This is a genomic window from Butyricimonas faecihominis (assembly GCF_033096445.1).
Taxonomy (GTDB): Bacteria; Bacteroidota; Bacteroidia; order Bacteroidales; family Marinifilaceae; genus Butyricimonas; species Butyricimonas faecihominis.
On record NZ_AP028155.1, the window covers coordinates 354,215 to 378,682 of the forward strand.

20 protein-coding genes are annotated in these 24,468 nt (G+C 42.0%); 11 read left to right on the top strand and 9 right to left on the bottom strand.

What is annotated here, in order from left to right:
- The first annotated feature begins 79 nt into the window (after positions 1-79).
- From R8806_RS01425 to R8806_RS01455, 7 genes are all read left to right on the top strand, one after another.
- The gene (locus R8806_RS01425) at positions 80-3,643 is read left to right on the top strand and encodes a SusC/RagA family TonB-linked outer membrane protein (protein ID WP_229782877.1); all 3,564 of its coding nucleotides are present in this window, start codon (positions 80-82) and stop codon (positions 3,641-3,643) included.
- Positions 3,644-3,648: 5 nt separating this feature from the next.
- The gene (locus tag R8806_RS01430) at positions 3,649-5,166 is read left to right on the top strand and encodes a RagB/SusD family nutrient uptake outer membrane protein (RefSeq protein ID WP_229782878.1); all 1,518 of its coding nucleotides are present in this window, start codon (positions 3,649-3,651) and stop codon (positions 5,164-5,166) included.
- Between the two features lie 12 nt (positions 5,167-5,178).
- Positions 5,179-5,802 (top strand): fasciclin domain-containing protein, encoded by a 624-nt coding sequence (locus R8806_RS01435; protein WP_124316113.1) that lies wholly within the window; start codon positions 5,179-5,181, stop codon positions 5,800-5,802.
- 11 nt (positions 5,803-5,813) lie between these two features.
- Positions 5,814-6,239 (top strand): hypothetical protein, encoded by a 426-nt coding sequence (locus tag R8806_RS01440; protein ID WP_124316114.1) that lies wholly within the window; start codon positions 5,814-5,816, stop codon positions 6,237-6,239.
- A gap of 159 nt (positions 6,240-6,398) precedes the next feature.
- Positions 6,399-9,752, top strand: coding sequence for an ABC transporter permease/M1 family aminopeptidase (locus R8806_RS01445; RefSeq protein WP_124316115.1), 3,354 nt, complete (start codon positions 6,399-6,401; stop codon positions 9,750-9,752).
- A gap of 71 nt (positions 9,753-9,823) precedes the next feature.
- Positions 9,824-10,375 (top strand): DJ-1 family glyoxalase III, encoded by a 552-nt coding sequence (locus R8806_RS01450; protein ID WP_124316116.1) that lies wholly within the window; start codon positions 9,824-9,826, stop codon positions 10,373-10,375.
- Between the two features lies 1 nt (position 10,376).
- Complete coding sequence (locus tag R8806_RS01455; protein WP_124316117.1) at positions 10,377-11,198, top strand: DUF4846 domain-containing protein; 822 nt, start codon at positions 10,377-10,379, stop codon at positions 11,196-11,198.
- On the opposite strand, the gene R8806_RS01460 is transcribed toward R8806_RS01455, so the two are convergent.
- The 8 genes from R8806_RS01460 to mce all read right to left on the bottom strand — a co-directional run bounded on the left by R8806_RS01460 (position 11,188) and on the right by mce (position 17,927).
- A complete protein-coding gene (locus R8806_RS01460) occupies positions 11,188-11,970 on the bottom strand; it encodes a TIGR02757 family protein (protein ID WP_124316118.1) in 783 nt (260 codons plus the stop codon). The two genes, R8806_RS01455 and R8806_RS01460, sit on opposite strands and share 11 nt — an antisense overlap.
- 81 nt (positions 11,971-12,051) lie before the next feature.
- A complete protein-coding gene (gene mnmD / locus R8806_RS01465) occupies positions 12,052-12,708 on the bottom strand; it encodes a tRNA (5-methylaminomethyl-2-thiouridine)(34)-methyltransferase MnmD (RefSeq protein ID WP_124316119.1) in 657 nt (218 codons plus the stop codon).
- A 3-nt stretch (positions 12,709-12,711) separates the two neighbouring features.
- Positions 12,712-13,740: a threonine aldolase family protein gene (locus tag R8806_RS01470; protein ID WP_124316120.1), complete on the bottom strand. Its 1,029-nt coding sequence runs from the start codon at positions 13,738-13,740 to the stop codon at positions 12,712-12,714.
- Positions 13,741-13,841: 101 nt separating this feature from the next.
- Complete coding sequence (locus R8806_RS01475) at positions 13,842-15,107, bottom strand: sodium ion-translocating decarboxylase subunit beta (protein ID WP_124316121.1); 1,266 nt, start codon at positions 15,105-15,107, stop codon at positions 13,842-13,844.
- Positions 15,108-15,128: 21 nt separating this feature from the next.
- Positions 15,129-15,515, bottom strand: coding sequence for an acyl-CoA carboxylase biotin carboxyl carrier protein subunit (locus R8806_RS01480; RefSeq protein ID WP_229782879.1), 387 nt, complete (start codon positions 15,513-15,515; stop codon positions 15,129-15,131).
- A gap of 60 nt (positions 15,516-15,575) precedes the next feature.
- Complete coding sequence (locus tag R8806_RS01485; protein WP_087422296.1) at positions 15,576-15,920, bottom strand: OadG family transporter subunit; 345 nt, start codon at positions 15,918-15,920, stop codon at positions 15,576-15,578.
- 5 nt (positions 15,921-15,925) lie between these two features.
- The gene (locus R8806_RS01490) at positions 15,926-17,485 is read right to left on the bottom strand and encodes an acyl-CoA carboxylase subunit beta (RefSeq protein ID WP_151411432.1); all 1,560 of its coding nucleotides are present in this window, start codon (positions 17,483-17,485) and stop codon (positions 15,926-15,928) included.
- A 37-nt stretch (positions 17,486-17,522) separates the two neighbouring features.
- On the bottom strand, positions 17,523-17,927 hold the full coding sequence (mce, locus tag R8806_RS01495; RefSeq protein ID WP_087422294.1) for a methylmalonyl-CoA epimerase: 405 nt from the start codon (positions 17,925-17,927) through the stop codon (positions 17,523-17,525).
- Positions 17,928-18,194: 267 nt separating this feature from the next.
- On the opposite strand from mce, the gene R8806_RS01500 reads away from it, so the two are divergent.
- Entirely contained in the window at positions 18,195-18,608 is a 414-nt protein-coding gene (locus tag R8806_RS01500) for a hypothetical protein (protein ID WP_124316123.1), read from the top strand.
- Positions 18,609-18,958: 350 nt separating this feature from the next.
- On the opposite strand, the gene R8806_RS01505 is transcribed toward R8806_RS01500, so the two are convergent.
- Complete coding sequence (locus R8806_RS01505; RefSeq protein ID WP_124316684.1) at positions 18,959-19,510, bottom strand: RNA polymerase sigma factor; 552 nt, start codon at positions 19,508-19,510, stop codon at positions 18,959-18,961.
- A 343-nt stretch (positions 19,511-19,853) separates the two neighbouring features.
- Here R8806_RS01505 and R8806_RS01510 point away from each other — a divergent pair, with 343 nt between their 5' ends.
- The 3 genes from R8806_RS01510 to R8806_RS01520 all read left to right on the top strand — a co-directional run bounded on the left by R8806_RS01510 (position 19,854) and on the right by R8806_RS01520 (position 24,419).
- Positions 19,854-20,324: an RNA polymerase sigma factor gene (locus R8806_RS01510; protein WP_124316685.1), complete on the top strand. Its 471-nt coding sequence runs from the start codon at positions 19,854-19,856 to the stop codon at positions 20,322-20,324.
- A 93-nt stretch (positions 20,325-20,417) separates the two neighbouring features.
- Positions 20,418-23,201, top strand: coding sequence for a sensor histidine kinase (locus tag R8806_RS01515; protein ID WP_151411433.1), 2,784 nt, complete (start codon positions 20,418-20,420; stop codon positions 23,199-23,201).
- Between the two features lie 99 nt (positions 23,202-23,300).
- Positions 23,301-24,419, top strand: coding sequence for a FecR family protein (locus R8806_RS01520; protein WP_124316687.1), 1,119 nt, complete (start codon positions 23,301-23,303; stop codon positions 24,417-24,419).
- The last annotated feature ends 49 nt before the right edge of the window (positions 24,420-24,468 follow it).

Consider the following 24,468-nt stretch of genomic DNA (forward strand, 5'->3'; position numbering starts at 1 on the left):
AAATGTTTTGCCGACATTTCCGGTGTGATTCACCTTGTTGAGAGCAAGGTTTGTGTTTAATATAAAACGTAACAAAGCTATGAAAAAAAATTGCAAGACAAAAACGTTTTGTAGACTTTCGGTGATGTGCATCTCGTTGTTATGCTGTATCTTGATATTCGGTATAACATCAGTATTTACAACTTCGTCAGCCTACGGACAAAAGACGACACCGCGAATATCGGTGAAGTTGGAGAATGTTAGTGTTTTAGAGGCCCTTCGGGAAATAAACAGGTTGAGTGGTAACGAAGTTGTTTATAAAAAGGAAGAGGTGGAGAAGGAGACGAAAAAAGTTTCTGTGACATTGAACAACGTGACGGTTCTTTCGGCAGTGGCCGCTTGTCTTACCGATACGAAGTTATCATGTGTTATGAGTGATGGAAAAGTGGTGGTTGTTCCTGAAAAAGAACAAAAGGCTTTGGTCGTGACTGGGGTGATTAAAGATAAGGCGGGAGCGCCTTTACCGGGAGCGACGATTGTCGTGAAAGGGAGTTCCGTGGGAACGAGTACAGGTGTTAACGGAGAATACAAAATTGTTCTTCCATCGAGTGCCAAAACATTGATTTATTCCTTTATCGGTTATAAGTCAGAAGAAGTTGAAGTGAATGGACGCCAGAAGATTGACGTGATCTTAGAAGATGATGTGAAAAAAATGGATGAGGTGGTTGTGGTCGCTTATGGTACCCAGAACAAGCGGGATGTTGTGGGAGCCATGTCGACTGTAACTGCGGAAGAAATCAAAGATATTCCTTCTCCCTCCCTAGCTAATCTTTTGCAAGGACGAGTTGCCGGAATGAGTGTGATTAACATGACAGGAGCTCCCGGGGGAGGTGGAACCTCAGTTTCTATTCGAGGGTTTAATAGTTTGTCGGTCGAAGCCGCCCAGCGTTTTAGTAATCCCTTGTGGGTGATTGACGGGGTTCCCATGTATAGTTTTACTTCTCCTGTCAGCGGGTTGAACACATTGGCAGAAATTGATCCGAAGGATATAGAATCCGTACAGGTGTTGAAAGATGCAGCCTCGGCTTCAATTTATGGTTCCCGGGCTGCAAATGGAGTGATTTTAGTGACGACGAAAAAGGGACGTTACAATCAGAAGGCAAGGGTGAGCGTGAACGTGTCACAAACTTTGGTGTTTAATCCCGCTTTACCGGATCTTACGGGAGGTAACCGGGAGCGCTATCATCGAATGGAAGCATTGAGAAACTATCAAGAGGCAGGTTTTAGTGACGAACAAAATCGTTACTTGTACGTGAACTCGTACCGAGAATCTTATTTGCGGGATATTATGTACGATTATTTTTGGGGTAAAGGAAATGGTGCGGGAGTTGTCCTATATCAAGATAGTTTGAATGAATTTTACAATAATTCTACGAATTTGTTTGATTATTATTTCAGAACGGCCCGGGTTACGGATGTTAATTTACAGTTAAGCGGTGGGGCAGAACGAGTGACTTATAATATCGGGTTAGGATATTACACGGAAAAGGGAGTACTGAAAGGAACAGGTTTTAACCGCTTGAAGTTACTGTCGAACGTAACAATTAAACCGATGGAGAAGATGAATGCGAATTTGCGTTTTTATCTCGCTCGAACGGATCGCAGTCGTTCATCAGAAGAAATGAACACTCTTTCGTTTAATACGGGTACGGATTTGGAGCAGATTCCGAAAGAATTATTGAAAACGTCCACGCTTTACCCGGGGAAAGGATCCGCTGCTTTTGATGAGGCGACTAAACGTTTCCGAGGCACGAAAGAAAAGAATGATTCTTATCGTCTCCGGGCGAGTTTTGATGCTAATTATGAGTTTTTTCACGGTCTGACTTTCAAGACTTCTATAGCATTGGATTATTCCCAGCAGAATTTGAATGTTTTCTTGCCTTCGAATTTAAATGATTATAATGAATCTTTTTCACAGGGGCAGATTGAGCGGAATATGATGTTGTTGAACGAGAATCTGTTAACGTACAAACGTTCTTTTGCCGAGAAGCATAACGTGGATTTTCTTGTGGGGCTGTCCACCCAGTCTGATGAGGCAAATGTGCTGGGGGGATACGGCTATAAGGCTCCGAGTGATTTGATTCATTATGTACCTTGGTACGGAAACGTGTATGATGTTACAGCTGATCGTACTCTAAAAGATTATATATCCAAGCGGGAGAAAAGTACGATGGTAGGGGTATTTGGAAGGTTTAATTATAATTATATGCAAAAATACTTGCTATCTTTCAGTATAAGGCGAGACGGTAGTTCTAAGTTTGGGGAAGATGTACGTTGGGCTACTTTCCCGGCGTATGCTGTTGGGTACGCTTTTTCCGAGGAGTCCTTTATGGATTGGTCTAGAGATGTGTTGGATTATGCGAAAATTCGAGTAAGTTATGGAAAGTCCGGCAAACAGTTTTCTGCTCCTTATATTGCATTGGGTTTGTTAGAACCTTCGGCCCCGTTTTTAGGTAATCCAACGGTGACCCCCGAATGGACGGAGGGATTGTTTAATCCTTCATTAACATGGGAAGAGACTGACCAATACGATTTCGGGGTGGACATGGATCTTTTTAATTACCGTTTAAATATTGTACTGGATTATTATTATCGCTATACGGATAAATTATTATACAACATAACGTTACCAGGTAATTATTCTGGATACACGAAGCAATGGCAAAATGCTTACGCAATTTCCAACGAGGGTATCGAGTTACAGATTAAATGGGATATTATGCGTAAAGATAGTTTTAAATGGGATCTGACTTTTAATATTGCCCGTAACTGGAATCGTTTGGAGAAAAGCTATAATGGTGTGGATTTTCAGACTTATGGTGATGCTGGATATTTTGATAGTAATGTGAGTATTATCGGTAAGCCGTTGAATGGACTTTACGTGTATAAAGATAAAGGTTATTACAATAGTGATGATGAAGTCCCTTTTATTTTTGAGAATGGTCAGAAGATTTATTTGCATGGTAACGGTTATCGTCAGTTTTATCGTGCAGGAGACCGGATTATGGTGGATGTAGATGGGAATGGGGCGGTGTATACTTCTTGGCCATTACAAGAAGACCGTGTGTATGCGGGTTCTCCTTTACCGAAAGCCAGCGGGGGAATTATTTCCACGTTGAACTGGAAAGGTTTTGACGTGAACATGCTGTTTACTTACGTGATTAGTCGTCATATTCTGAATGCCGGAAAGGGCGCTTCTGTGGGGACGAGTTTGGGATTAACCATGGATGACTTGACCATTCCTGTTTTTGCAGATCTGGATAAGGTTACTTTCTGGCAAAAGCCCGGAGACAAGACAGACTTCCCGATGAATCGTTTGGAGAGTGGGTTAGGTAATTTCTCGACTATTTTAAGTTCTAACGTGGAGAATGTGAATTATCTGAAATTGAAAACCTTAACTATAGGTTATACTTTCCCGAAAGAGTGGATGAGCCGTATTGGTATGGAGAGTGCGCGAGTGTTTGTTTCGGGGGAAAATTTGTTCACGATAACCAATTATTCCGGTCCGGATCCAGAATCTGTTGACGTGGTTACCGGGGTGGATAATTTTGGGAATTACCCGCTCAGCACGCGTATCACATTAGGTTTAACTCTAAATTTCTGATGTTTATGAAAAAGAATATATTATTACTTATTTTTCTTGCGGCCTTGGTTTTTGCTTGTGATGATTTTTTGACCGAGGAGCCTGAAATTGCCGTGACGAATAATAATTTCTGGAAAACAGAAAAGGATGTGGAGAGTGCCGTTTATGGTTTACATGGTGAGTTTCGTACTGTTTTCGGGGATGTTGTTATGTTATACCGGGATAGAGGTCTTCCTTTTGATTATCTGAATGCAATATGGCAGTACCCTTCCAATAACCAGCCTAGTTACGTGTGGAATGCCAGTTATCCGGCAATATCTTGGGCTAATGAATATAGAGTGATTGCTCAGGCAAATTTAATCATAGATAATATTGGTCGGGCAAATTTGCCGGAGGTGCGGCACAATTATTATTTGGGGCAGGCTTACTGTATACGAGCCTATGTTTATTTTTATATTTTGAGAACCTGGGGTGATGCTCCTTTGATCAAGGAGTCCGTGGATGTTGGGGAGAAAGCTCGTGCTTCATGGCAGGAATTGGCTGATTTTGCTATCGGGGATCTGAAACTGGCGGTGAATATGTTGCCTAAAGCAAAGGATTTACAGGATGCCAGTGGGATAAAGGTGACGAGCAAACAGGTGCCTTCGAGTGGAACCGTTCATGCAATATTGGCTCATCTGTATGCTTGGAAGGCAGCGTTGAATAATGAGCCAGAATTGAATAAGTTGGCTATTGCAGAGGCAGATTCTGTGATTAAATACGGTGGGTATTCTCTGGCAGGAAGTCCGAAAGAAGTTTGTGATGTTGTTATGCTGGGAAATAGCGATGAGGGAATTTTCGAGATAGATTATCAAGATCTACCTGGAGACCTGAAAGGTTCGGGTGCTTTTATTGCCGGAGCTTGTCAGAAATGGCCAATCCAACCGTTAACGACACCTGCAACCCGGCGTTCATTAATGCGACTTAATAATAGTACGGCTATGAAAATGTACATGGATGTATCAGACGAACGTCGAGATGAGTATTTTTATAAGTTAGATTCCATGGCGGGGGTGTCTACTTCGGTTACCCAAGGTGCGGCATATATCAGTAAATGGAGAGGTGTGATCACGAACGTGGGTGGATCAGGTGATGGAACTTTAAAAGCTTATGAGGATAACGAGATACTGATCCGTTTAGCAGATATTATTTTACTTCGAGCAGAGGTGAAAGTTAAAACCGGTGATACTCAAGGTGCAATTAATGATTTGAACACGATACGGGCTAGAGCTGGTGCCCCCCTTTATTCGGCTAGCGAAGGTGATTTGCAAGAGGCTATAGCTAAAGAACGGGATAAAGAATTGTTTCTCGAAGCAGGTATTCGTTTTTATGATATTATCCGTAACGGGACTTTTCGGGAAAAGCTAAGGGGTAAATTCAAGACGTTGACGGATCAGGATGTAGCTGACGGGGCATATTATTTGCCGGTGGGGAACGGTGCGTTTACGAACAATACTTTGATGAAACAGACCGTATATTGGAAACGAAATGGATATGCTTATTAAAACTGCAAAATTATGAAACTACAATATTTTTTATTTTTATTTATTTTGGGCCTTGGAGCGTGTGATGATGACTATTTTCATGATTCTGGGCTGGCAAATGGACGACACGATTGTACGGTATGGGAGTACTTACATACGGATGCTTACAATTGGGATTCGACGATACTGGTGATTGAACGTGCGGGATTGGTGGATTTGTTTGATGGAAAAGATCCTGCTTGTCCTGAGATAACTTTTTTCGGTCCTACAAATATTTCGATTATGCAATTTATGTACAAGACCGTGGATAACGATGATAAAGTCATGTATGAGAGAATAGAAGATATACCCGTGGAGATGTGTAGAAAGATGCTTTTGTCACATGTTCTTCCCAAAAAGATGATGAAAAAAGATTTTGACTACGAGAACCGGGGAACCCTTGAAGGAGGAACCTATATTCAGGCTCTGTCGGGTACGGAATTGCGTGTGTTCCGGGCAAAAAGTTCTTATATGGGGATTGCTGATATTGGAGCGGAATCATTGGGAATTCATGCATTGGTAAACGGCTATATCGTGGGAATTGCTTCTGCTGATATTGAAATGAATAATGGCATTGTACATTCGTTGAGTTATACGTACCAATTTTCTGAACTTTAACTATTTGCGAGATGAAAAATGTAACTGGAATTATAATATTGTTAGTGTTCGTGTTTATTTCCATGATGGGCTGTCAAGATGTGACAGTTGGTTATTTAATGACTTCGAATGCTACTTATACACCTGATTCTATGGTCGTGAAGGCTGTGCTAGATCCGGTGGAAGATGAACGTCAGATTAAATTTGAAATTCCTTGGCAGTCGGCACCTATTGAAGGTGTTCAAGGAACTTTTCCTATGGTTTATTCAATAAAGAGTGTGGCATCTGATAACGGACACCCGGAGGTAGCATCTCAATTTACAGTGGCCCGTAAGGGGGTGATTGAGTTACCTTGGAATCATACGGTTCCTCCCGGACGTTACGTGTTTACCCTAGAGGTATCAAACGAGGGATATACTCGTGTATTGGATTCTATTTATACGGTTATTGTAAAATAACGTGTTGGGTGTGCTTTGATAGGGGAGTGTTTCTTTGGAACACATCCCTTTCGGGTATTTAACCTAAGGATGTCCTTAAATTGATTTTTGGAAGGATTCCATGTTGGGAATCCTTCCAAAAATCATGCATAAATTATCGTGTATAGTAAATAATTCGGGATGAATATACAGCATGTAAATATTGTGGCTCGATACGAAGCGAAACTATTAAGGCGTAATATTGTTTTTTTAGGATTTGTGATACTTGCTATGATTGGAATTTCCTTGTGGCAGGTGGTTAATCAGGGTGGAGATAACGTGTTTTGGTATAAGGTAGCTTTTGCTTCTTCTTTGCCTTTTTTCAATGTTTACTATTATAATTTAGTGCAGGTGCTGATTGCCGTGTTTGTGAGTATGGAGGTCGTGTATCGGGAGAGAAAAAGAGAGGCGATGGAAGTTTTCCTGTGCCGTCCGTTTCGGAATAGCGAGTATTGTATCGGGCGATTTTGGGGGATTTTCAAAATGTTCTTATTTGTGAACGTGTGCGTGTTGTCTGCATGTATGTGCTTGAATGTTTGGGTGATAGGGGGTCCTTTTAATATGTGGGTTTATATTTTCTATTTGTTCACCTTGTCAGTACCTACCTTAGTTTTTGTTTTGGGGTGTTCCTTGGCGGTGACGGAGATCGTGAAAAATCGTTCCGTGTCAGTTCTACTCTTGGTTATTTTGGGTGGAAGCGTGTATTTTTATTTGGACGAGTGGCAATTTGGTATGTTTGATTTCTGGGGAAGGAATTTACCGAATATGTTTTCAGACTTGACCGGACATCCGGATATACAAGTCTATTTGCTACATCGTTTGGGGTATTTCGGTCTAGGAATTGCGGGAATTTTAGTTTGGATGGCAAGCATGAATCGTTTGCGGGATTGTTTGGAATATCGAAGATTGCAATGGGGGACGGGAATGATTGTTATCGTGGGGAGTGTGGTGTGTCTGCTCCTTTTTAGAAATACGATTCGGCAACGAGAGTTACAGGCAGAATTGTATCGGCAAGTTTACGTGGAGTATCAATTGAAACCGAAAGTACGGGTGGTGCGTCATGATATTACTTACGAGTGGAAAGATGGGGAGATGGTTTTAGATAGTCGTATGGTGCTACAGAATCGGAATACAGAATCGCTCTCGGAGATCGTGCTGTATCTTAATCCTGCATTGAAAATTTATTCCATGGGGGAAGAGGGAAAAAAATTGTCTTTCCACAGGGAACAACAACTGGTGGTGATTGAACGTCCTCTTTTGCCGGGTGACAGTGTCACCTTGCAACTGGCTTATAGAGGAAAGATTGACGAAACCATATGCTACCCGGATATATCTTGGGAAAATAAACAAAGTGCGGGGAAGTATGAACCTCGTTCACGTTTAAAAGGTTTGTTTAATTTTGGAGTTCATTATGCTTTTGCAGACGAACGTTATACGTTATTACTTCCAGGGTGTCTTTGGTATCCTGTGACTGTTCCACCGGTCAATGTGATCTCTCCTTATGTGCGGGAAGTGAATTTCTCGGAATATTCGTTACAAGTGAAGGTCGGGGAGGGACAGCAGGTTTTGTCGCAAGGTATTTCGTTGCGCAAATTTGGGAACGTGGTTTTCAGAAACGAACAGAAATTACCGGGAATAAGCCTTTGTATCGGCAATTATCAGAAGAAAGAAGTTCAGGTGGGAGATATTAGTGTCGAGTTTTACTATTTCTCTGATCACGAGGAATTTTTTGAAGGATTTACCCTTCTTGGTAAAGAGATGTTGGTTAAAGAGTTGAGGAGTATACAGGAGCGAATGGAATCGGGTTTCGGGAGAAATTACCCATTTCATAAGTTGATGTTAGTGGAAAGTCCCCTTTCTTTTGTTTCTTTCCTGCAATTTTGGAAGACAGGTAGTGATTTTGTGCAGCCTGAAATGGTGTTCTTTAATGAACGGGGTGCAACACTTCCCGGATATGTTCCGCTATACAGGTGGAAGGCGATGATTGAAGCGAGAGAGGGACCTCTTGATGATTCGGAGAAAATTTATGGGGTTGAAAGGATGAGGCTACTTGCTTGTGGAATGTTGCTTCAGCAGGGAATGTATAGTATTTTACCCATGTATTATGATTACACGAGTTTTTTGTCCTCTGCTACCTATCCCGCTATAAATATGTTGTTAAGTGAAGCCTTTGCCTTGAAAGGACGTTTGACCGTGGGGAGATCCTTGGTAAGACCGAGTGATATAGAGGTGGTAGAATGTTTGAAAAAGAAAAGTTTACGGGAAATTCTTTCCGATGATTCTCTGTCGGATAAGCTACGGGTAGAGATTTTTAAATTGCAGGGAAAGAATCTGGCTTCCATCCTGTCTGCTTTTGTGAATCCTGATGAATTATATCGTTTTTCAGAAAGAATAGCTTCTCGTTTCCAGTTTGATGAAATTACCTTCGACCGGTTTGCGGAAGATTTTCAATTGGAGTTGGGACTTGATTTAATACCCATTTTAGATCGGGTGTACCAGACTGTTGGATTAGCAATTTTGGATGTGAGGGATATTCGGGTGGAACAAGTTGTTACAGAGGGGTACCCCCGCTATTTGCTCTCTTTTAAAGTTCGGAACATTTCGGATGTCGATGGGGTAATCACGTGTGTTGCCGATAATCAGACGATTGAAGAATTGCGGGATGTATATAAAAATGCGATACCTCCGGATTTGGATGCATCCTTAAAGGTACAAGATTACGTGATTGCGGCGGGAGCATGTAAAGAGGTAAAATTTATCATGTATGGGGATTGTGGGTATATAAGTACGAATTTGTCAGCCAATCTTCCTCGTGAATATTATATTGAAGTCGTGAGGGAGGGTATTTCTAAGACGTGTGACCAGTGCGAAGGAATTTTTGATATAGATAGTAATTTATTCCATGAGCCGGGGGTGATTATTGTTGATAATGCGAGTTCCCAGTTTCAACTGGTAGATTCCGGTCAACCTAAGAGATTGCCTTTTTTTGCAAAAGAGCAGAAAAAAGTGTATAAAATGGTGTTCGACAATGTGGAATGGACGGAGATCATCACTTCGACAAGTTATGGTATACCCGTTCAGAGTGCTTTCTGTAAGTTGGCAGGGGAAGGCAATGGTAAGGCAATTTGGACCGTGAATGTTCAAAAGGCCGGAAAATATGAAGTATTCTTTTATCATCAGTTTTTGTCCATGACAGGACCTCCGGTTAGTTCTGTATTTACGGGTTCTCTATTACATTATAGAATATGTAATGAAGTGCTGGATGAAAACGTGGTCGTGGAAGCGGATCTCGTACCCGAAGGGTGGGTCTCTTTGGGAAAATTTGACTTTTCAGTTGGAGAAGTTCAGGTTATACTTGATGATCGGGGGGGAAATATTAGAATGGATGCGGAAGATCAAAATCTGAACGTGATTGTATCCTCCACGGAACAATCGTTACCTAAACAACAACTGATCATTGCCGATGCCGTGAAACTGGTGCGTGTGAAGGAGTAGTTTGTTATTTAGGATTTGAAACCTGTTATATTTTTCGTAATTTTGGAGAATCATTTAAAACTACAAGAATTATGAGAAAGTCATTTTTATTTTTAGCGGATGGTTTTGAAGAGGTAGAAGCTCTCGGGGTAGTGGATGTTTTACGTCGGGGAACGATCGAAGTGAAAACGGTTTCTATTTCCGATAAGAAAGAGGTTACAGGTGCGCATGGAGTTCCTGTGGTGGCCGATCTTTTGTTGAGTGACGTGAAAGAAGAAGAGGCAGAATTCTTGATTTGTCCGGGCGGAATGCCGGGAGCCAAGAATCTGGGAGATTGTACGGCATTGGTGCAAATGATTCAAAAACACTTTGACAAAGGTGGTTACGTGGCGGCTATTTGTGCAGCTCCGGCTTTGGTGTTGAGTAAGATAAAAATGAACAAAAGATATACAATGACTTGCTATCCGGGATTTGAAGAATATTTACCAGAAGCCGAAATGCAACCTCATGGCGTGGTGGTTGATGGCAATGTGATCACGGGCAAAGGTCCGGCATACGCTTTCAAATTCGGTTTGGCTATTTTGGAGCAATTAACTTCCAAAAAAGTGGCTGAAGAAGTTGCGGCTGGAATGTTACTGGATTAACATGAAAAATTGCATTACCCTCTGCATCGTTTTGTTATGTTGCCTGCAAGGGATAGGGCAGAACACGTTGCTCCGGGCGGATGGAAAAGAAATCCGTACCCGGATTGTTCCTCCCAAGGGATATGCGAGGGTAAACGTGAAGGAAGGTTCTTTTGGTGAATACCTGAGGAACCTTCCTTTGCGTTCTCACGGGACTAAAGTGTATTATTTTGATGGCCGGGAAAAATGGAACCGGAGCGTGTACTGTGCCGTGGTGGATATGGAGATCGGTAAGCGGGATTTGCAACAATGTGCCGATGCCGTGATTCGTTTGCGGGCGGAATACCTGTATAAGCATAAAGCGTATGACCGGATACACTTTAATTTCACGAATGGATTCCGTGCCGATTACACGAAATGGGCAGAAGGTTACCGGATCAGCGTGAAAGGAAATCGAGTTTCTTGGTATAAATCCAAAGCAAAAGATTACTCTTATAAAACTTTTAGAGCCTATCTGGACGTGGTGTTCGCTTATGCCGGGACTTTATCTTTGGCGAAGGAATTAACGTCCGTACCGGTGACTTCCATGCAGATCGGGGACGTACTTATTCAAGGCGGTTCACCCGGGCACGCGGTCATCGTGGTCGATATGGCAGAGAATCCCGCAACGGGAGAAAAGTTATATTTGTTGGCCCAAAGCTATATGCCTGCACAGGATATTCAAGTATTGGTAAACCCGAAAGAGCGTGATAAATCCCCGTGGTACACCCTCAAAAGAATGGGTAATATTCTGACCCCGGAATGGAGATTTACGTCAGCGGACCTGAAACGTTTTAAAAATTAGAACGGTTATATTTCTCGAAAGCCCCCAACCCGAAAAGTGAAAAATCATAGCGAATTGGATCAACAGGGTCCATTTCCCGGAGACGTGCAGTAAGTTCTTCCACGGCTTTCCGATCATTCTGGTTACGGGTAAGGAGGCCCAGTTGACGACTCACGTTACCCGTGTGCAGGTCAAGCGGGATCAATAGGGCAGAGGTTGGAATTTCTTTCCACAGGCCGAAATCCACTTCTCCGTCGTGTCTCACCATCCAACGCAAAAACATATTTACTCTCTTCGCTGCTGAACCCTTCTCCACGTTCGCGATATGTCGCAGTACTCTTGCCTCGGCAGGTAAAGAGGTGAAAACAGAATACCACTCTTTTAGAACTTCAAACATATCTTGATGCTTTTGGTAGGCCCGTGTGAAAACGGTTTCTAATCCCCCGTGATGGCGATAAATATTTGCTAGCGATTTCAAAAAGTAAACACAATCGTAGCTATTAAACGTGCGGTGCTTGAAATTGCAGAAACGTTCGTAGTCTTGATCTTCCGCCTGCATCACGAAATCATGGGGGGCATAATCCATTAATTGCATCAACTCCTTGCATTTCTTGATAATCGTGGGCCGCTGTCCCCATGCTAGCGATGCCGCTAGGAATCCGGCAATTTCGATGTCTTCTTTTTCCTCGAAACATTTCGGTATCTGAATCGGATCGGTCTCTATAAAGAATTCCGATTTATTGTATTCTAAATACTTTTCGTCAAGTAACTGTTTTAAATCCTTAGAAAACATTTGAATAATTTACGATTTATGACTTCCGATTTACGATTGAAAAAGCGTTGGTCCCGTGCGGTTGGAATCTAAAATCTAAAATTATTTGACCGCTCTCAACATCTCCCGTTTCCCCGGAGGACCGGGAAGGCGTTTAAGGTTGAAACCGATATTACGAAGAGCTTGTTTTACAGTCCCCTTCACGCAATAGGTCGTGAGAATTCCTTCCGGTTTAAGTGCTTTGTAAAACTTGGAAAGCATTGATTCCGTCCATAGGCGAGGTTGCACGTCGGGGGCGAAAGCATCGAAAAAGACCATATCAAAATATTTGTGAAAATTAACTTCTTCGAAATCTGCCCGATGCTTGTGGAGCGTGAAATAAGGGGTGATGACAACATCCTCTTCCCAAGGTGCGTCATGTAATTGTTGAAACAGGGGTGCATCTTCCGGGGTGAAGAGGTCAGAATAATTAATCTGTTCCACTTCTTGAGGTGTCAGTGGGTATTTCTCGAACGTGTGAAACACCACTTTACGTTCATTATCTCTCGCCTCAAGTAACGTTAGAAAAGCATTCAGTCCCGTTCCGAACCCGGCCTCCAGAACCCGGATATTCTTCTGTCCGTAGTATTCAATACCTGCTTTTATAAATATATGAATAGATTCCTGTATGGCCCCGTGAATAGAATGATAATGTTCATTTAGTTCCGGTATATACAAGGTAGTACTTCCGTCTTCCGTGGTAATAATTTCTCTATCCATCTTCTAACATAATTCTTGACGCAGTAGGTTGGCGAATTCGATGACATCATTTTCCGTGGTGTCAAACGAGCAAACCCATCTCACTTCGGCCGCATCTTCATCCCACACGTAAAAGAAACATTCATTCTGGAGTTTGGTAATTTTTTCTCGCGGGATGATAGCGAAAATCTCGTTTGCCTCAACCTTCTGCGTGATGCTCACAGAAGGAATCTGCTCTGCTGCGTTAGCAAGCTTTTGTGCCATGGCATTTGCGTGTGCGGCTGATTTCAACCATAAATTATCTTTTAGAACAGCCGAGAACTGGGCGGCGATAAAGCGCGATTTGGAATGTAGCTGCATCAACTGTTTACGGATATATTTCACCTCTTTCGACATTGTGGTGTTAAAGAAGACAACAGCTTCACCGAACATCATGCCGTTTTTGGTTCCCCCGAAGCTTAAAACGTCTATTCCCACTTCTTTCGTGATGCTGGCCGGGGTACATCCCAAGTATGCAACGGCATTTGCCAGACGGGCTCCGTCCATGTGAACATACATATCGTGGGCGTGTGCGAAGTCACAGATTTCTTTTAATTCATCATGCGTGTAGACTGTTCCGAGTTCAGTACACTGCGTTAGCGAGATGATCTTCGGTTGGGCGTGGTGTTGATCATCAAATCCATGCATGTGATTATGAATCAGTCCTAGGGAGAGTTTCCCGTCAAATGTGGGAACGGTCAGCAACTTGCTGCCGGTTTGTTTCTCGATAGCCCCGCACTCGTCCACGTTGATATGAGCTGTCTCTGCGCAAATGATCGCGTTATAGGAATGCGTGAAAGCCGAGAGACTCAATATATTGGCTCCCGTTCCATTATAAACGAAATACACGTCAATATCATCTCCGAATATTTGTTTGAAATCTTCGATGGCTTTTTCCGTGTATTTGTCTTCCCCGTAGGAATGTTGATGTCCGAAGGCTGATTCTTCCAGTGCTTTAAATACTTCCGGTAATACTCCGGAAAAATTGTCACTACCGAAACCTCTAAGTCCCATGAATAGAATAAATTAGTTTGTGGTTAAAAGAAAATAATGTATAATGAACAGAATATAAAAAGACTACCTCAAAGTAAATTTGAGGTAGTCGAAATATTAGGTTATCCTAAGAATGACAATAATATACCGGCTGCAACGGCAGAACCGATAACTCCGGCCACGTTCGGCCCCATGGCGTGCATCAACAGGAAGTTTCCTGGATTTGCTTCTTGTCCCACGTTCTGTGATACGCGGGCTGCCATCGGAACTGCAGAAACTCCGGCAGAACCGATCAACGGGTTGATCTTGTTCTTGGTGAACAAGTTCATGAATTTTGCCAGTAATACACCACCGGCACTACCTATACTGAAAGCTAGAACACCGATAACCAAAATGGCTAACGTTTGCAAGTTCAAGAATGCAGCTGCCGTAGTGGTTGCTCCAACGGAGATACCTAAGAATATCGTACAGATATTCATCAACTCATTTTGAACCGTTTTACTCAAACGTTCAACAACACCACATTCACGCATTAAGTTACCTAACATTAAGCATCCGATCAGGGGAGCTGCAGAAGGTAATAATAATGATACAAATATGGTTACAACGATCGGGAATACGATTTTCTCTTTTTTAGATACTTTACGCAATTGTTTCATTACAATCTCCCGTTCTTTCTGGGTTGTTAACGCTTTCATGATAGGTGGCTGTATCACAGGAACCAGTGCCATGTACGAGTAGGCAGCCACGGCAATGGGACCAAGTAATCCCGGTGCTAGCTTGGATGTCAAGTAAATCGCAGTTGGCCCGTCTGCACCTCCGATAATTCCGATAGATCCTGCCTCTGCATAAGTAAAGCCTAATGCAAGGGCTCCCAAGAACGTAGCGAAGATTCCGAGTTGGGCGGCAGCTCCCAAAAGAAAACTTTTAGGATTCGCCAATAATGGACCGAAATCCGTCATGGCTCCAACACCAATAAAAATAATACATGGGTAAATTCCTAATTTTACTCCTAGGTAAAGGTAGTCCAGTAAGCCAATGTTATTGGCATTCGTGAAAGCCTCCCAATGTACATGTCCTCCATCAAAAAGTTCTGGATGGAATAATCCGGCTCCGGGTAAGTTTGTCAATAACATACCGAAAGCTATAGGCAACAATAATAACGGCTCGAATTTCTTTACGATAGCCAAATAAAATAGCACGCATGCCACGACTATCATGACTAAGCACAGCCAATTCCCGGCGAAAAGTTGGGCAAATCCAGTATCGTTCAAGAATTTGGATACTTTTTCTCCCATATCAACTTCCTCTGCACTAGCGGCAAAAGGCATGATAAATATACCGAGTAATAAGGCTATTTTTAGCAGGTATTTTTCCACTTGTCTCATTTTCAATTGTTTTACGGTAAATTAAACCAAATCAACAAGCGGGTCATCCTGAGAAACACTCTGACCAGCAGTTACATGTATTGCTTTCACTTGACCGTCAACACTTGCCACGATATTGTTTTCCATTTTCATGGCTTCCATGACTAATAGACAATCTCCGCGTTTTACTTGACTGCCAACTTTCACGCTAACAGCGGAAATCGTTCCGGGAAGCGGTGCTTTAATGCAGGTCGTCTTGTTGCTTGTTGCAGATGTACTTTGAGCGGAACTTTTATATGTAGTTGAAGTCGGTATGGCAGCAGGTTTACGAGGTGCGGTGGTAGCAACCGTGTTTTTGCTTTCGTATGATACTTCATAAGATATACCGTTCACCTCAACTGTAGCTTTGTCATGATCCGTTACATTCACAGTTACATCGAAATTGTTTTCGTCTATGGTGATTTTGAATTTATTCATAATCTGTTTATTTTACTTATTAAGGTTTCTCATACCGTAAATTTTAGAACTCCACGGAGAATAACGTTTTTCAACTTCTTCGATCGTGATCACGTGAGGTTCCTCGTCATGAGAGTTGAAATATAGATGCATAGCCATGGCGATGGCAGCTTGTTCGTGAGGTGTCGGATGGGTATCCGTTGTCACTACTGCTTTTTCCGTGTCTTGAACTGTTTTTGCGTGATCTTCTACTTGATTCGTCAACTTGGTCTGTAAGTTAATAATCCAGATCAAAAGAATCAATAGCAGAAATACTGTTACCATCCCCACGCCTGTAACGAGGAGTGCGTAACCCCAGTTAATTGCTAATGTAATCATATGAATTACAACGGTATATTTGAGTGTTTCTTCATCGGGTTAACAACGCGCTTGGTCTGCAAAGACTGGAAAGCACGGATAATGCGGAAACGCGTGTTACGCGGTTCTATAACATCATCAATGTATCCATATGAAGCGGCTTTGTACGGGTTCGCGAATGCCGAGTTGTATTCTTCCTCTTTCGTGGCAACGAATTTAGCTTTTTCCTCAGGATCAGAGATTGCTGCCAATTCTTTACCATACAACACCTCGATAGCCCCCTTAGCTCCCATAACGGCGATTTGTGCCGTGGGCCAAGCGTAGTTGAAGTCTCCACGCAATTGTTTACATGACATCACGTCATGAGCTCCACCGTATGATTTTCGTAAAGTAACGGTTACTTTGGGAACGGTTGCTTCTCCGTAAGCAAACATCAATTTTGCCCCGTGAGTGATAATACCACCATACTCCTGTACACGTCCCGGCAAGAATCCCGGTACGTCAACCAAGGTCAACACCGGAATGTTGAAACAGTCGCAGAAACGAACGAAACGTGCCGCCTTGCGAGATGCTTCAATGTCAAGAACTCCGGCATAGAAACTCGGTTGGTTAGCGATAACGCCGACAGAACGTCCACCCATACGGCAGAATCCGACAATAATGTTACGAGCATAACGTTTGTGAACTTCCAAGAATTTTCCGTTATCCACGATGCCTTCAATGACATCCATCATGTTATACGGTAAATTCGGATTATCAGGAATTATTTCGTTTAACCGGTCTTCCAAACGGTCGATCGGGTCATTGCATACGGCAATCGGAGTCTCTTCCAAGTTGTTGGAAGGTAAATAAGAAAGCAAATCACGAATAATAGCGATACCCTCTTCTTCGTTTTCTGCCAAGAAATGAGAAACACCGGATTTCGTGGAGTGAACTTCTGCACCTCCCAATTCCTCGGTTGTGATATCTTCTCCCGTTACGGTTTTCACCACTTTCGGACCGGTTACAAACATGTATGATGATTGGTCAGTCATCAGAATGAAGTCCGTCAAGGCAGGAGAGTACACGGCCCCTCCGGCACAAGGACCAAAAATGGCAGAAATTTGCGGGATAACTCCTGAAGCGAGAATATTCCGTTCGAAAATTTCCGCGTATCCAGCTAAGGAGTTAACCCCTTCTTGAATACGGGCACCACCCGAATCATTCAATCCGATAATGGGAGCTCCCACAGTCATGGCTTTATCCATCACCTTGCAAATTTTTTGAGCTAACATCTCGGAAAGGGCACCTCCGAAAACAGTGAAGTCTTGAGCAAAAACAAATACGAGACGTCCGTCAATTGTTCCTTGTCCGGTTACCACTCCATCACCCAAGAATTTGGTTTTTTCCATCCCAAAGTTATAACAACGGTGTGTTATAAACATATCAAACTCTTCGAAACTATTTTCGTCCAGCAACATGGCGATTCTTTCGCGAGCGGTATATTTCCCTTTTTTGTGTTGGGATTCTATACGCTTTTCCCCTCCGCCAAGCTTTGCCTGCGCACGTAATTCAATTAACTCTTTGACTTTATCTTGATTTGTCATATTATCAAAATTTATATGAGCTGATTATTAAAAAAAATTATTTTGTTCCGCAAAGTTCAGTCAATACTCTGAATGTTGATTTCGGGTGAAGGAATCCGATTCTCAATCCTTCTGCACCTCCGCGCGGAGCTTTGTCGATTAACTGGCAACCTGCAGCCTGTGCATCATTCAATGCGGCTTGAACATCTTCAACGGCGAAAGCTATGTGGTGCATACCACCTCCGTTTTTCTCAACGAATTTACCGATAGGGCCTTCCGGGTCAGTTGATTCCAGTAATTCGATCTTAGTTTGTCCTACTTTGAAGAAAGCGGTTTTTACTTTTTGATCTTTTACTTCTTCAATAGCATAACATTCCAATCCTAATACTTTTTCATAATAGGGGATTGCTTCATCTAAACTGGCAACTGCGATGCCGATGTGTTCAATATGTGTTGGTTTCATAACAAAAAAACATTAAAGTTAGATATTATATTTTAATCATTTAGCTTATTTATGGCGCACTTTCTTTGAATATTTCTCTCGTTCCAATATTTATGCGCGAAACTACTCATTGTTCTTGCGATATTCAAGTAAAAACGGTAAATATTTTCAAAAAAAACGAGTTTATACTTGTTTTAAATAGGGTGTTGATAACTTCATCATTATTCGTTACGTAAACCTTGTTTAGAAAGAGAGACATTTGTATTAAAAATAAAAATATCGGATATTATGAGTAAGCAAAAATTTGTCGTTTTTTTGATCGCCATCATTGGTATGATTGCGACGTTTCTACCTTGGTATGAAATTGGTAGTTTGGGTATGATCATGGGGTATCAAACAGTCGGTTGGTCCACGTTTATCATGTTTGCCTTGGTTTTTCTTTTTGGCTTGCGAAAAGAGGTAAAACAGGATATGTCCATGGGGTTATTATACCTCGGATCATTTTTTTCGTTGCTTGCCGCTTTCGTGGTTTTGTGGCAGATGATCACGCTCGGTTTGGACCAAGAAGGGGGTAGTATGTCAGTTGCCGGTAACACGCTGGCTAATGATACACGTGTTTTATACGGGGCTTACCAAATCGTAATTGCCGGAATCTGTTTGCCGTTCGGGGCTTTCCTTTTCCGTGATAGGAAAAGAAGATAAAAATACAGATGTATTTTTCTGGAAAAAGTTTACCGAGAGCAGGTAAACTTTTTCAACCCTATTATATGGATATTAAAACCTGTATAGAATATTTTTTTCTTATATTTAATGTAGTTTTATTATATCAACTCCTATTCAACTCCCATTCATCTCCTATTCAACGCTAATTATTATAGAAATTATATTGAAAACAAAAAATAAATAAGAAGATAGTAATTCTACTATAATACCTGTGATATTACTCTTTTATTATTTTTATAGGTAGAAATGCTTTCTTAAAACCTAATTAATTGGGTTTGAGATAGGACAGAAGTTATAGAAAATATATGGGAATAATGAGCTTGCAGAATTTATTTATCTACGTGTAGCAAGAGCTTGGCGAAAAAAAGGATAATATATTCGTGTCCGATAATCTTTCGTAATTTGGTGTACATTTCTTTTTTGAGAGATTTCACGGAGTTAAGAGAGATTCCCAGTACGTCTGCGATTTCCGGATTTGATTTACCTTCTAACGCGAGAGTGGCGATTTCAAGGCTGCGTCCGGAGAGCTGGCTGATGGCGGAATGCACGCATCGGATCATTTCTTGGGTGGCGATTTCTTCCAGAAGCGAGTCATCCGAGGGTAATTCATTCTTTAATAGCTCGACATCTTTGGTTTTAAATTTATTCCGTCTCAGGTTGTCCATGCAAATGTTTTTGGCCGTGATGTAGATAAAGGCGATTGCGTTTTGCTTGGTGTAGGAATTATCCAAACGTTCGTACAATTTGAAAAATGTCTCCTGCGTGGCGTCCATGGCTTGTTCCCTGTCCTTCAGGTAAGTGCTGCAAAATCCCCACACGGCTTGAAAGTAATCCGTGTACAGTTCTTTAAATGTATCTATACCGTTAACAAAGTCGCTCATGTCGGGAATTTTATCCACACAAATATAGGGTGAAAAGTTTAAAAGCGAAAATCTTCTTGGTTGAAATGGACAAGAAGTGTATGATCAAAATGTGTTGGAGGGGTACTTGATAAAAGGAGCATTAATGGTTCGTTTAATAATATTGATTTTTATTTTCGTCAAGATGATGACTATAAAGAGAAATCTTTGATGTATGTTTTTGATTTTGAGGGAAGAATAAAAAAATGCACCTATTTGGGTAATTGTGTGTTATTATTACTATTTTTGAGGATTATTAAACGAAGGTTTAATCCTGTTTTGAAATTATGTGAGAAAACGGGGAATTTCGTAGGGATCGGCACTTATGACGGAAGAGAAAGAGAAGATTATTGCTCGACTATATTGTAAGTTGAAGCATGAATTGCGAGTTTATGCCGCTCGCTATTGTCCTGATGAGGCTGAAGATATCGTGCATCAGGCTTTCGTGAACGGTTATGACAAGATCGTGGAAGAACGAAATGAATCGGAACAGCGTTCCTATCTTTATTCCACGGTGAAAAATTTGTGTCTGAATTTTATTCGTAATTCTCGTCCGGTATACATGGATTTATCACCCGAGTTGATGACCGAGTTTGTAGTCGTGGATACTCATGATTATATGTACGAATTGATCGGTCGCTTGCCGCGAAAAGAGCGTCGTATTTTAGAATTAGCCTTACAAGGATATGACACGAGGGAAATCGCCGAACAAATTGGCATGGAGTATAATACCGTGCGGCATTACAAGAAAGAGGCTTACGCTAAAATACGAGAGGCATTGAAAAATGAAATTTAACGGCCTGTTTTATTTTGAAAAGAGAGCCGGAATGAAGGATATTTTACTATTTTTGTGAGATTAGGCGTTGAATATAATCAAATTTGTAAGGTCGTGGATAATAATGGTCGGTTCAATAGTGGACGTGTTCAAGATTTGTTGAATAAGGCACGAATGGGTTGGTGGGAAGCTGATTTCTCTAAAAAACAGTATGTCTGTTCTGATTTTCTTCGAGAATTGTTAGATTTGGGCGAAGATGGGATAATCAGTTTTGTTGATTTTCGTAAGTTGATCCGGGAGGATTATCGTTTACGAACGGTGAACGAATTTCGTTTTGGAAAAACCCAGAATATATATGACCAGATTTACCCGATCGAGGTGAGAGGAAAAATCGTGTGGGTACGAGTGAAATTGTGTTCCAAGGAGGTAGATGCCGAGGGGAATATGAAAACCTGTGGTTTCATGGAGTGTCTTGATGTCCCGGAGAATATGGATACGGAGGAAACGGCGATGGAACGTGTGAACAATTTGTTTGCCCAGCAAAATAGTATCTCTCGCTCGTTGCTTTCATTGCTTCGTTCCGGGGATATGAGCAGTGTTATTAATAAGATATTGGGCGATATTATGCAGCATTATCCGGAGGGGTGTACCTATATTATAGAGTACGATTGGGAAAATCGCACGCAGACGTGTCGTTACGAGGCGGGAAATTACAAGTCTTTCAAGAAAAAGAATTACATGGAGAAATTCCCGATGAGTAATATTCCTTGGTGGACGAAACAGTTGGCCGGAAATGCGTCCCCGATTATTTTTGCCAGCTTGGATGAGTTACCGGAAGAGGCAAGCGAGGAAAAAAGGCGTCTGACGGAGCAAGGGGTGAAATCGCTTATTGTTATCCCGATGTTTTCAAAAGACGGCGTGTCCGGGTATGCGGGTATAGATATTTTGGATAAGCCTCACGTGTGGAAAAATGAGGATTACCAGTGGTTTGCCTCGATGGTGAATATTATCAGTATTTGCATGGAACTCCGGAAGGCGGAGGATAAGGCTCAGGAGGAGAAAAAGTTCTTGGCTGATTTGTTTAAACATATGCCGGTGGGATATGTGCGGATGAAATTGTTTTATGACGAGGAGGGGGGCGTGAAAGACTATTATTTCTTGGATTCGAACACGATGGCTCAGATTCTTTACAACACGAGGGGGAATAGTTGGATCGGGAAATATGCTAGCGAGGTTGATGCGCATTTTGTGGAACGGTTGCCTGATCTGGAAAGGGTGATGCGAAATGGGGTTGTACGGGATATAAATTATCATCTGGAAGAGAAAAATAAGTATTTTCATGCCGTGATGTATTCTCCTTGCAAGGATGAGGTCGTGTTAATGTTTTCGGATATGACCGACACGTTCTCAGCCCACGAGGCGTTGGACCGGAGTGAACGTTTGTTACGTAATATATATCAGAATATCCCGGTCGGGATAGAGTTGTATGATAAAAACGGGAATCTTGTCGATTTGAATGATAAAGACCTTGAGATGTTCGGGTTGGCTAGGAAAGAGGATGCATTGGGAATTAATATGTTTGAAAATCATCTTATACCGGAGGAGATGAGGGAAAGAATGAAGAGAAGGGAGAATGTGAGTTTTTCTCTAGTGTATGATTTTTCGAATTTGAATGGTCTCTATGTTTCTAAGAAGACGGGGAGGTTGAATTTACTAACAAAAGTGACGACGTTGTATGATGCACAAAATAATTTGATCAATTATTTGTTGATTAGCTTGGACCGGACGGAAGCCACGGAGGCGTATAACCAGATTCAGGAGTTCAAGGATTTTTTCACGTTGGTGGGCGATTATGCCCAGGTCGGGTACGCGCATTTTAACGCTTTGACTCGTAACGGGTACGGTTTGGATAGTTGGTATAAAAACGTGGGGGAAGAAATCGGGACGCCTCTATCGCAGATTATCGGGGTACACTCGCATTTCCACCCGGAGGATCGGGTTTTGATGCTTACTTTCTTGTCGGATGTAATTGCCGGGAAACGTACGCATTTACGGAATGATATGCGAATCCGACGGGCTGACGGGCATTACACGTGGACGCGGGTGAACGTGTTGGTGAGGGATTATCGCCCGCGGGAAGGAATGATCGAGATGATTTGTATTAATTATGATATTACGGAATTGAAGGAGACCGAGGCGAAGTTGATCAAGGCGAAGGATAAGGCGGAGGAATCGGATCGTTTAAAGTCGGCGTTTTTGGCGAATATGAGTCATGAGATCCGGACTCCGTTGAATGCGATTGTAGGTTTTTCCAATTTATTGGCTTATGCCCAAGAGGAAAGTGAACGTGCGCAATATATCGGTATCGTGGAGGAGAATAACGAGTTGTTGTTGCAGTTAATTTCGGATATTCTGGATTTATCGAAAATCGAGGCGGGGACTTTTGAATTCGTGTATGATCGGGTGGACGTGCGCCAGTTGTGTGAGGATGTCGTGACTTCACTCCGGGTGAAAGTTCCAGCCGGGGTTGATTTGTGTATAGTTCCCAATTTGCCGGAATGCTGGGTGTACAGCGATAAGAATCGGTTACGGCAGGTTATTTCCAATTTTGTGAATAATGCTTTCAAGTTTACGACTTCCGGGGAAATTGCCGTGGGGTATACGTTGAGAGATGGAGAGGTTGAAATATCAGTGACGGATACGGGCGTGGGTATCGAAGAAGAAAAGCAGAAACAGATTTTTGACCGTTTTGTGAAATTGAATAGTTTTGCTCATGGCACAGGTTTAGGATTATCTATTTGCAAGAGTATCGTGGAACAGGTGGGAGGCCGCATCGGGGTTAATTCGGAGCCGGGAAAGGGTTCTCGCTTTTGGTTCACACATTCATTGGGTAGATGATATTTGTATATCACACAATTGTTAATGTAAGTTAAATATAAATTTTCTTTCATACATTTTTTCTTTTCATGTGTAACATGGATATAAGACAAAAATATAATGAAGGAACTACATAAATTAATTACGAAGGACATCTTTGATTGCTTGTCGGAAGAGGATGCCGGGAGGTTACGAGAGTTGCGTGCCGAGCTGCATATTGATGATGAGGCGTACAGGCAAATGAAAAAGATGATCACCAGCCGGGAGGTTCACGAACGGATCATGGAGGTAAGGAAAAAGCCGAGCCGAATGATAAAGATGATGCGTTACGCTGCCATTCTGATTTTACCCGTGGCTATTGCTGTCTATATCTTCATAAGTCAAGGAAATGTAATAAAGCCGGAAATAGTGGTGCAAAATCAAGTCGAAGAAAAATTACCTGTTCCGGTTCGTAAACAGGCTATGCTGGTTCTAGAAGACGGTTCTGTTCTGCAGCTTCAGAGAGTGGAGGGTAAAAAAGAGGTTACCTCGAATGCCATCACAAATGGAAATGAGCTTGTTTATTCGAAGAAAGATTCTTCAGCGAATAACGTGGTGGTCGAGTATAATACCGTGGTGGTTCCGAAGGGTGGAGAGTATCACGTGATGTTGGCTGACGGAACGAAAGTTTGGTTTAATGAAGAGACTCAATTGAGATTTCCCGTGGATTTTGTTGGTGATAGCCGTGAAGTGTTTTTGAGCAAGGGCGAAATTTATCTGGAAGTGGCGAGAGATGAGAAACACCCTTTTATCGTACACACGGAGAATGGAGATATACAAGTGCTAGGGACGGAGTTTAACGTGAAGTGTCTGCCGGATAAAAAGGTGGCAACGACTTTGGTTAAGGGTAGCGTGCAAGTGAAAAGGAAGGATGCGGAAGTTGTGTTAAAACCCAATCAACATGCAGTTGTGGGTAACGTGATGAACGTGATCACGGTGACCGAGGTGGATGTAGAAGAAATTATTTGCTGGAAAGATAACATGTTCTTTTTCCGGGACGTGGAATTGGAGAAAATTCTGGATCAATTGGCGGAATGGTATGGCTTTACGGTATTCTACGAGAATGCGGATGTAAAGCAGGAGAAGTTTTTTGTTCGAGTGGATAAATATGCCGAGGTCGGTAAGATCTTGGATGTGATTTCTGATGTTGGTGATGTTAAATTTAAAATTAGTGGAAAAGTAGTAACTGTATATAAATAGGAAAAGCGAGTGCTACCAACACTCGCTGCATCCCATGCCTAAAATGGCA

Excerpts from the sequence above, each read along its gene's own strand:
- R8806_RS01520 (WP_124316687.1), top strand. The coding sequence starts at position 23,301 with ATGAAGGAACTACATAAATTAATTACGAAGGACATCTTTGATTGCTTG.
- R8806_RS01450 (WP_124316116.1), top strand. The coding sequence starts at position 9,824 with ATGAGAAAGTCATTTTTATTTTTAGCGGATGGTTTTGAAGAGGTAGAA.
- R8806_RS01475 (WP_124316121.1), bottom strand. The coding sequence starts at position 15,107 with ATGAGACAAGTGGAAAAATACCTGCTAAAAATAGCCTTATTACTCGGT.
- R8806_RS01460 (WP_124316118.1), bottom strand. The coding sequence starts at position 11,970 with ATGTTTTCTAAGGATTTAAAACAGTTACTTGACGAAAAGTATTTAGAA.
- R8806_RS01510 (WP_124316685.1), top strand. The coding sequence starts at position 19,854 with ATGACGGAAGAGAAAGAGAAGATTATTGCTCGACTATATTGTAAGTTG.
- mce (WP_087422294.1), bottom strand. The coding sequence starts at position 17,927 with ATGAAACCAACACATATTGAACACATCGGCATCGCAGTTGCCAGTTTA.
- R8806_RS01485 (WP_087422296.1), bottom strand. The coding sequence starts at position 15,920 with ATGATTACATTAGCAATTAACTGGGGTTACGCACTCCTCGTTACAGGC.
- R8806_RS01455 (WP_124316117.1), top strand. The coding sequence starts at position 10,377 with ATGAAAAATTGCATTACCCTCTGCATCGTTTTGTTATGTTGCCTGCAA.
- R8806_RS01425 (WP_229782877.1), top strand. The coding sequence starts at position 80 with ATGAAAAAAAATTGCAAGACAAAAACGTTTTGTAGACTTTCGGTGATG.
- mnmD (WP_124316119.1), bottom strand. The coding sequence starts at position 12,708 with ATGGATAGAGAAATTATTACCACGGAAGACGGAAGTACTACCTTGTAT.
- R8806_RS01490 (WP_151411432.1), bottom strand. The coding sequence starts at position 17,485 with ATGACAAATCAAGATAAAGTCAAAGAGTTAATTGAATTACGTGCGCAG.
- R8806_RS01505 (WP_124316684.1), bottom strand. The coding sequence starts at position 19,510 with ATGAGCGACTTTGTTAACGGTATAGATACATTTAAAGAACTGTACACG.
- R8806_RS01440 (WP_124316114.1), top strand. The coding sequence starts at position 5,814 with ATGAAAAATGTAACTGGAATTATAATATTGTTAGTGTTCGTGTTTATT.
- R8806_RS01470 (WP_124316120.1), bottom strand. The coding sequence starts at position 13,740 with ATGGGACTTAGAGGTTTCGGTAGTGACAATTTTTCCGGAGTATTACCG.
- R8806_RS01500 (WP_124316123.1), top strand. The coding sequence starts at position 18,195 with ATGAGTAAGCAAAAATTTGTCGTTTTTTTGATCGCCATCATTGGTATG.
- R8806_RS01430 (WP_229782878.1), top strand. The coding sequence starts at position 3,649 with ATGAAAAAGAATATATTATTACTTATTTTTCTTGCGGCCTTGGTTTTT.
- R8806_RS01445 (WP_124316115.1), top strand. The coding sequence starts at position 6,399 with ATGAATATACAGCATGTAAATATTGTGGCTCGATACGAAGCGAAACTA.
- R8806_RS01435 (WP_124316113.1), top strand. The coding sequence starts at position 5,179 with ATGAAACTACAATATTTTTTATTTTTATTTATTTTGGGCCTTGGAGCG.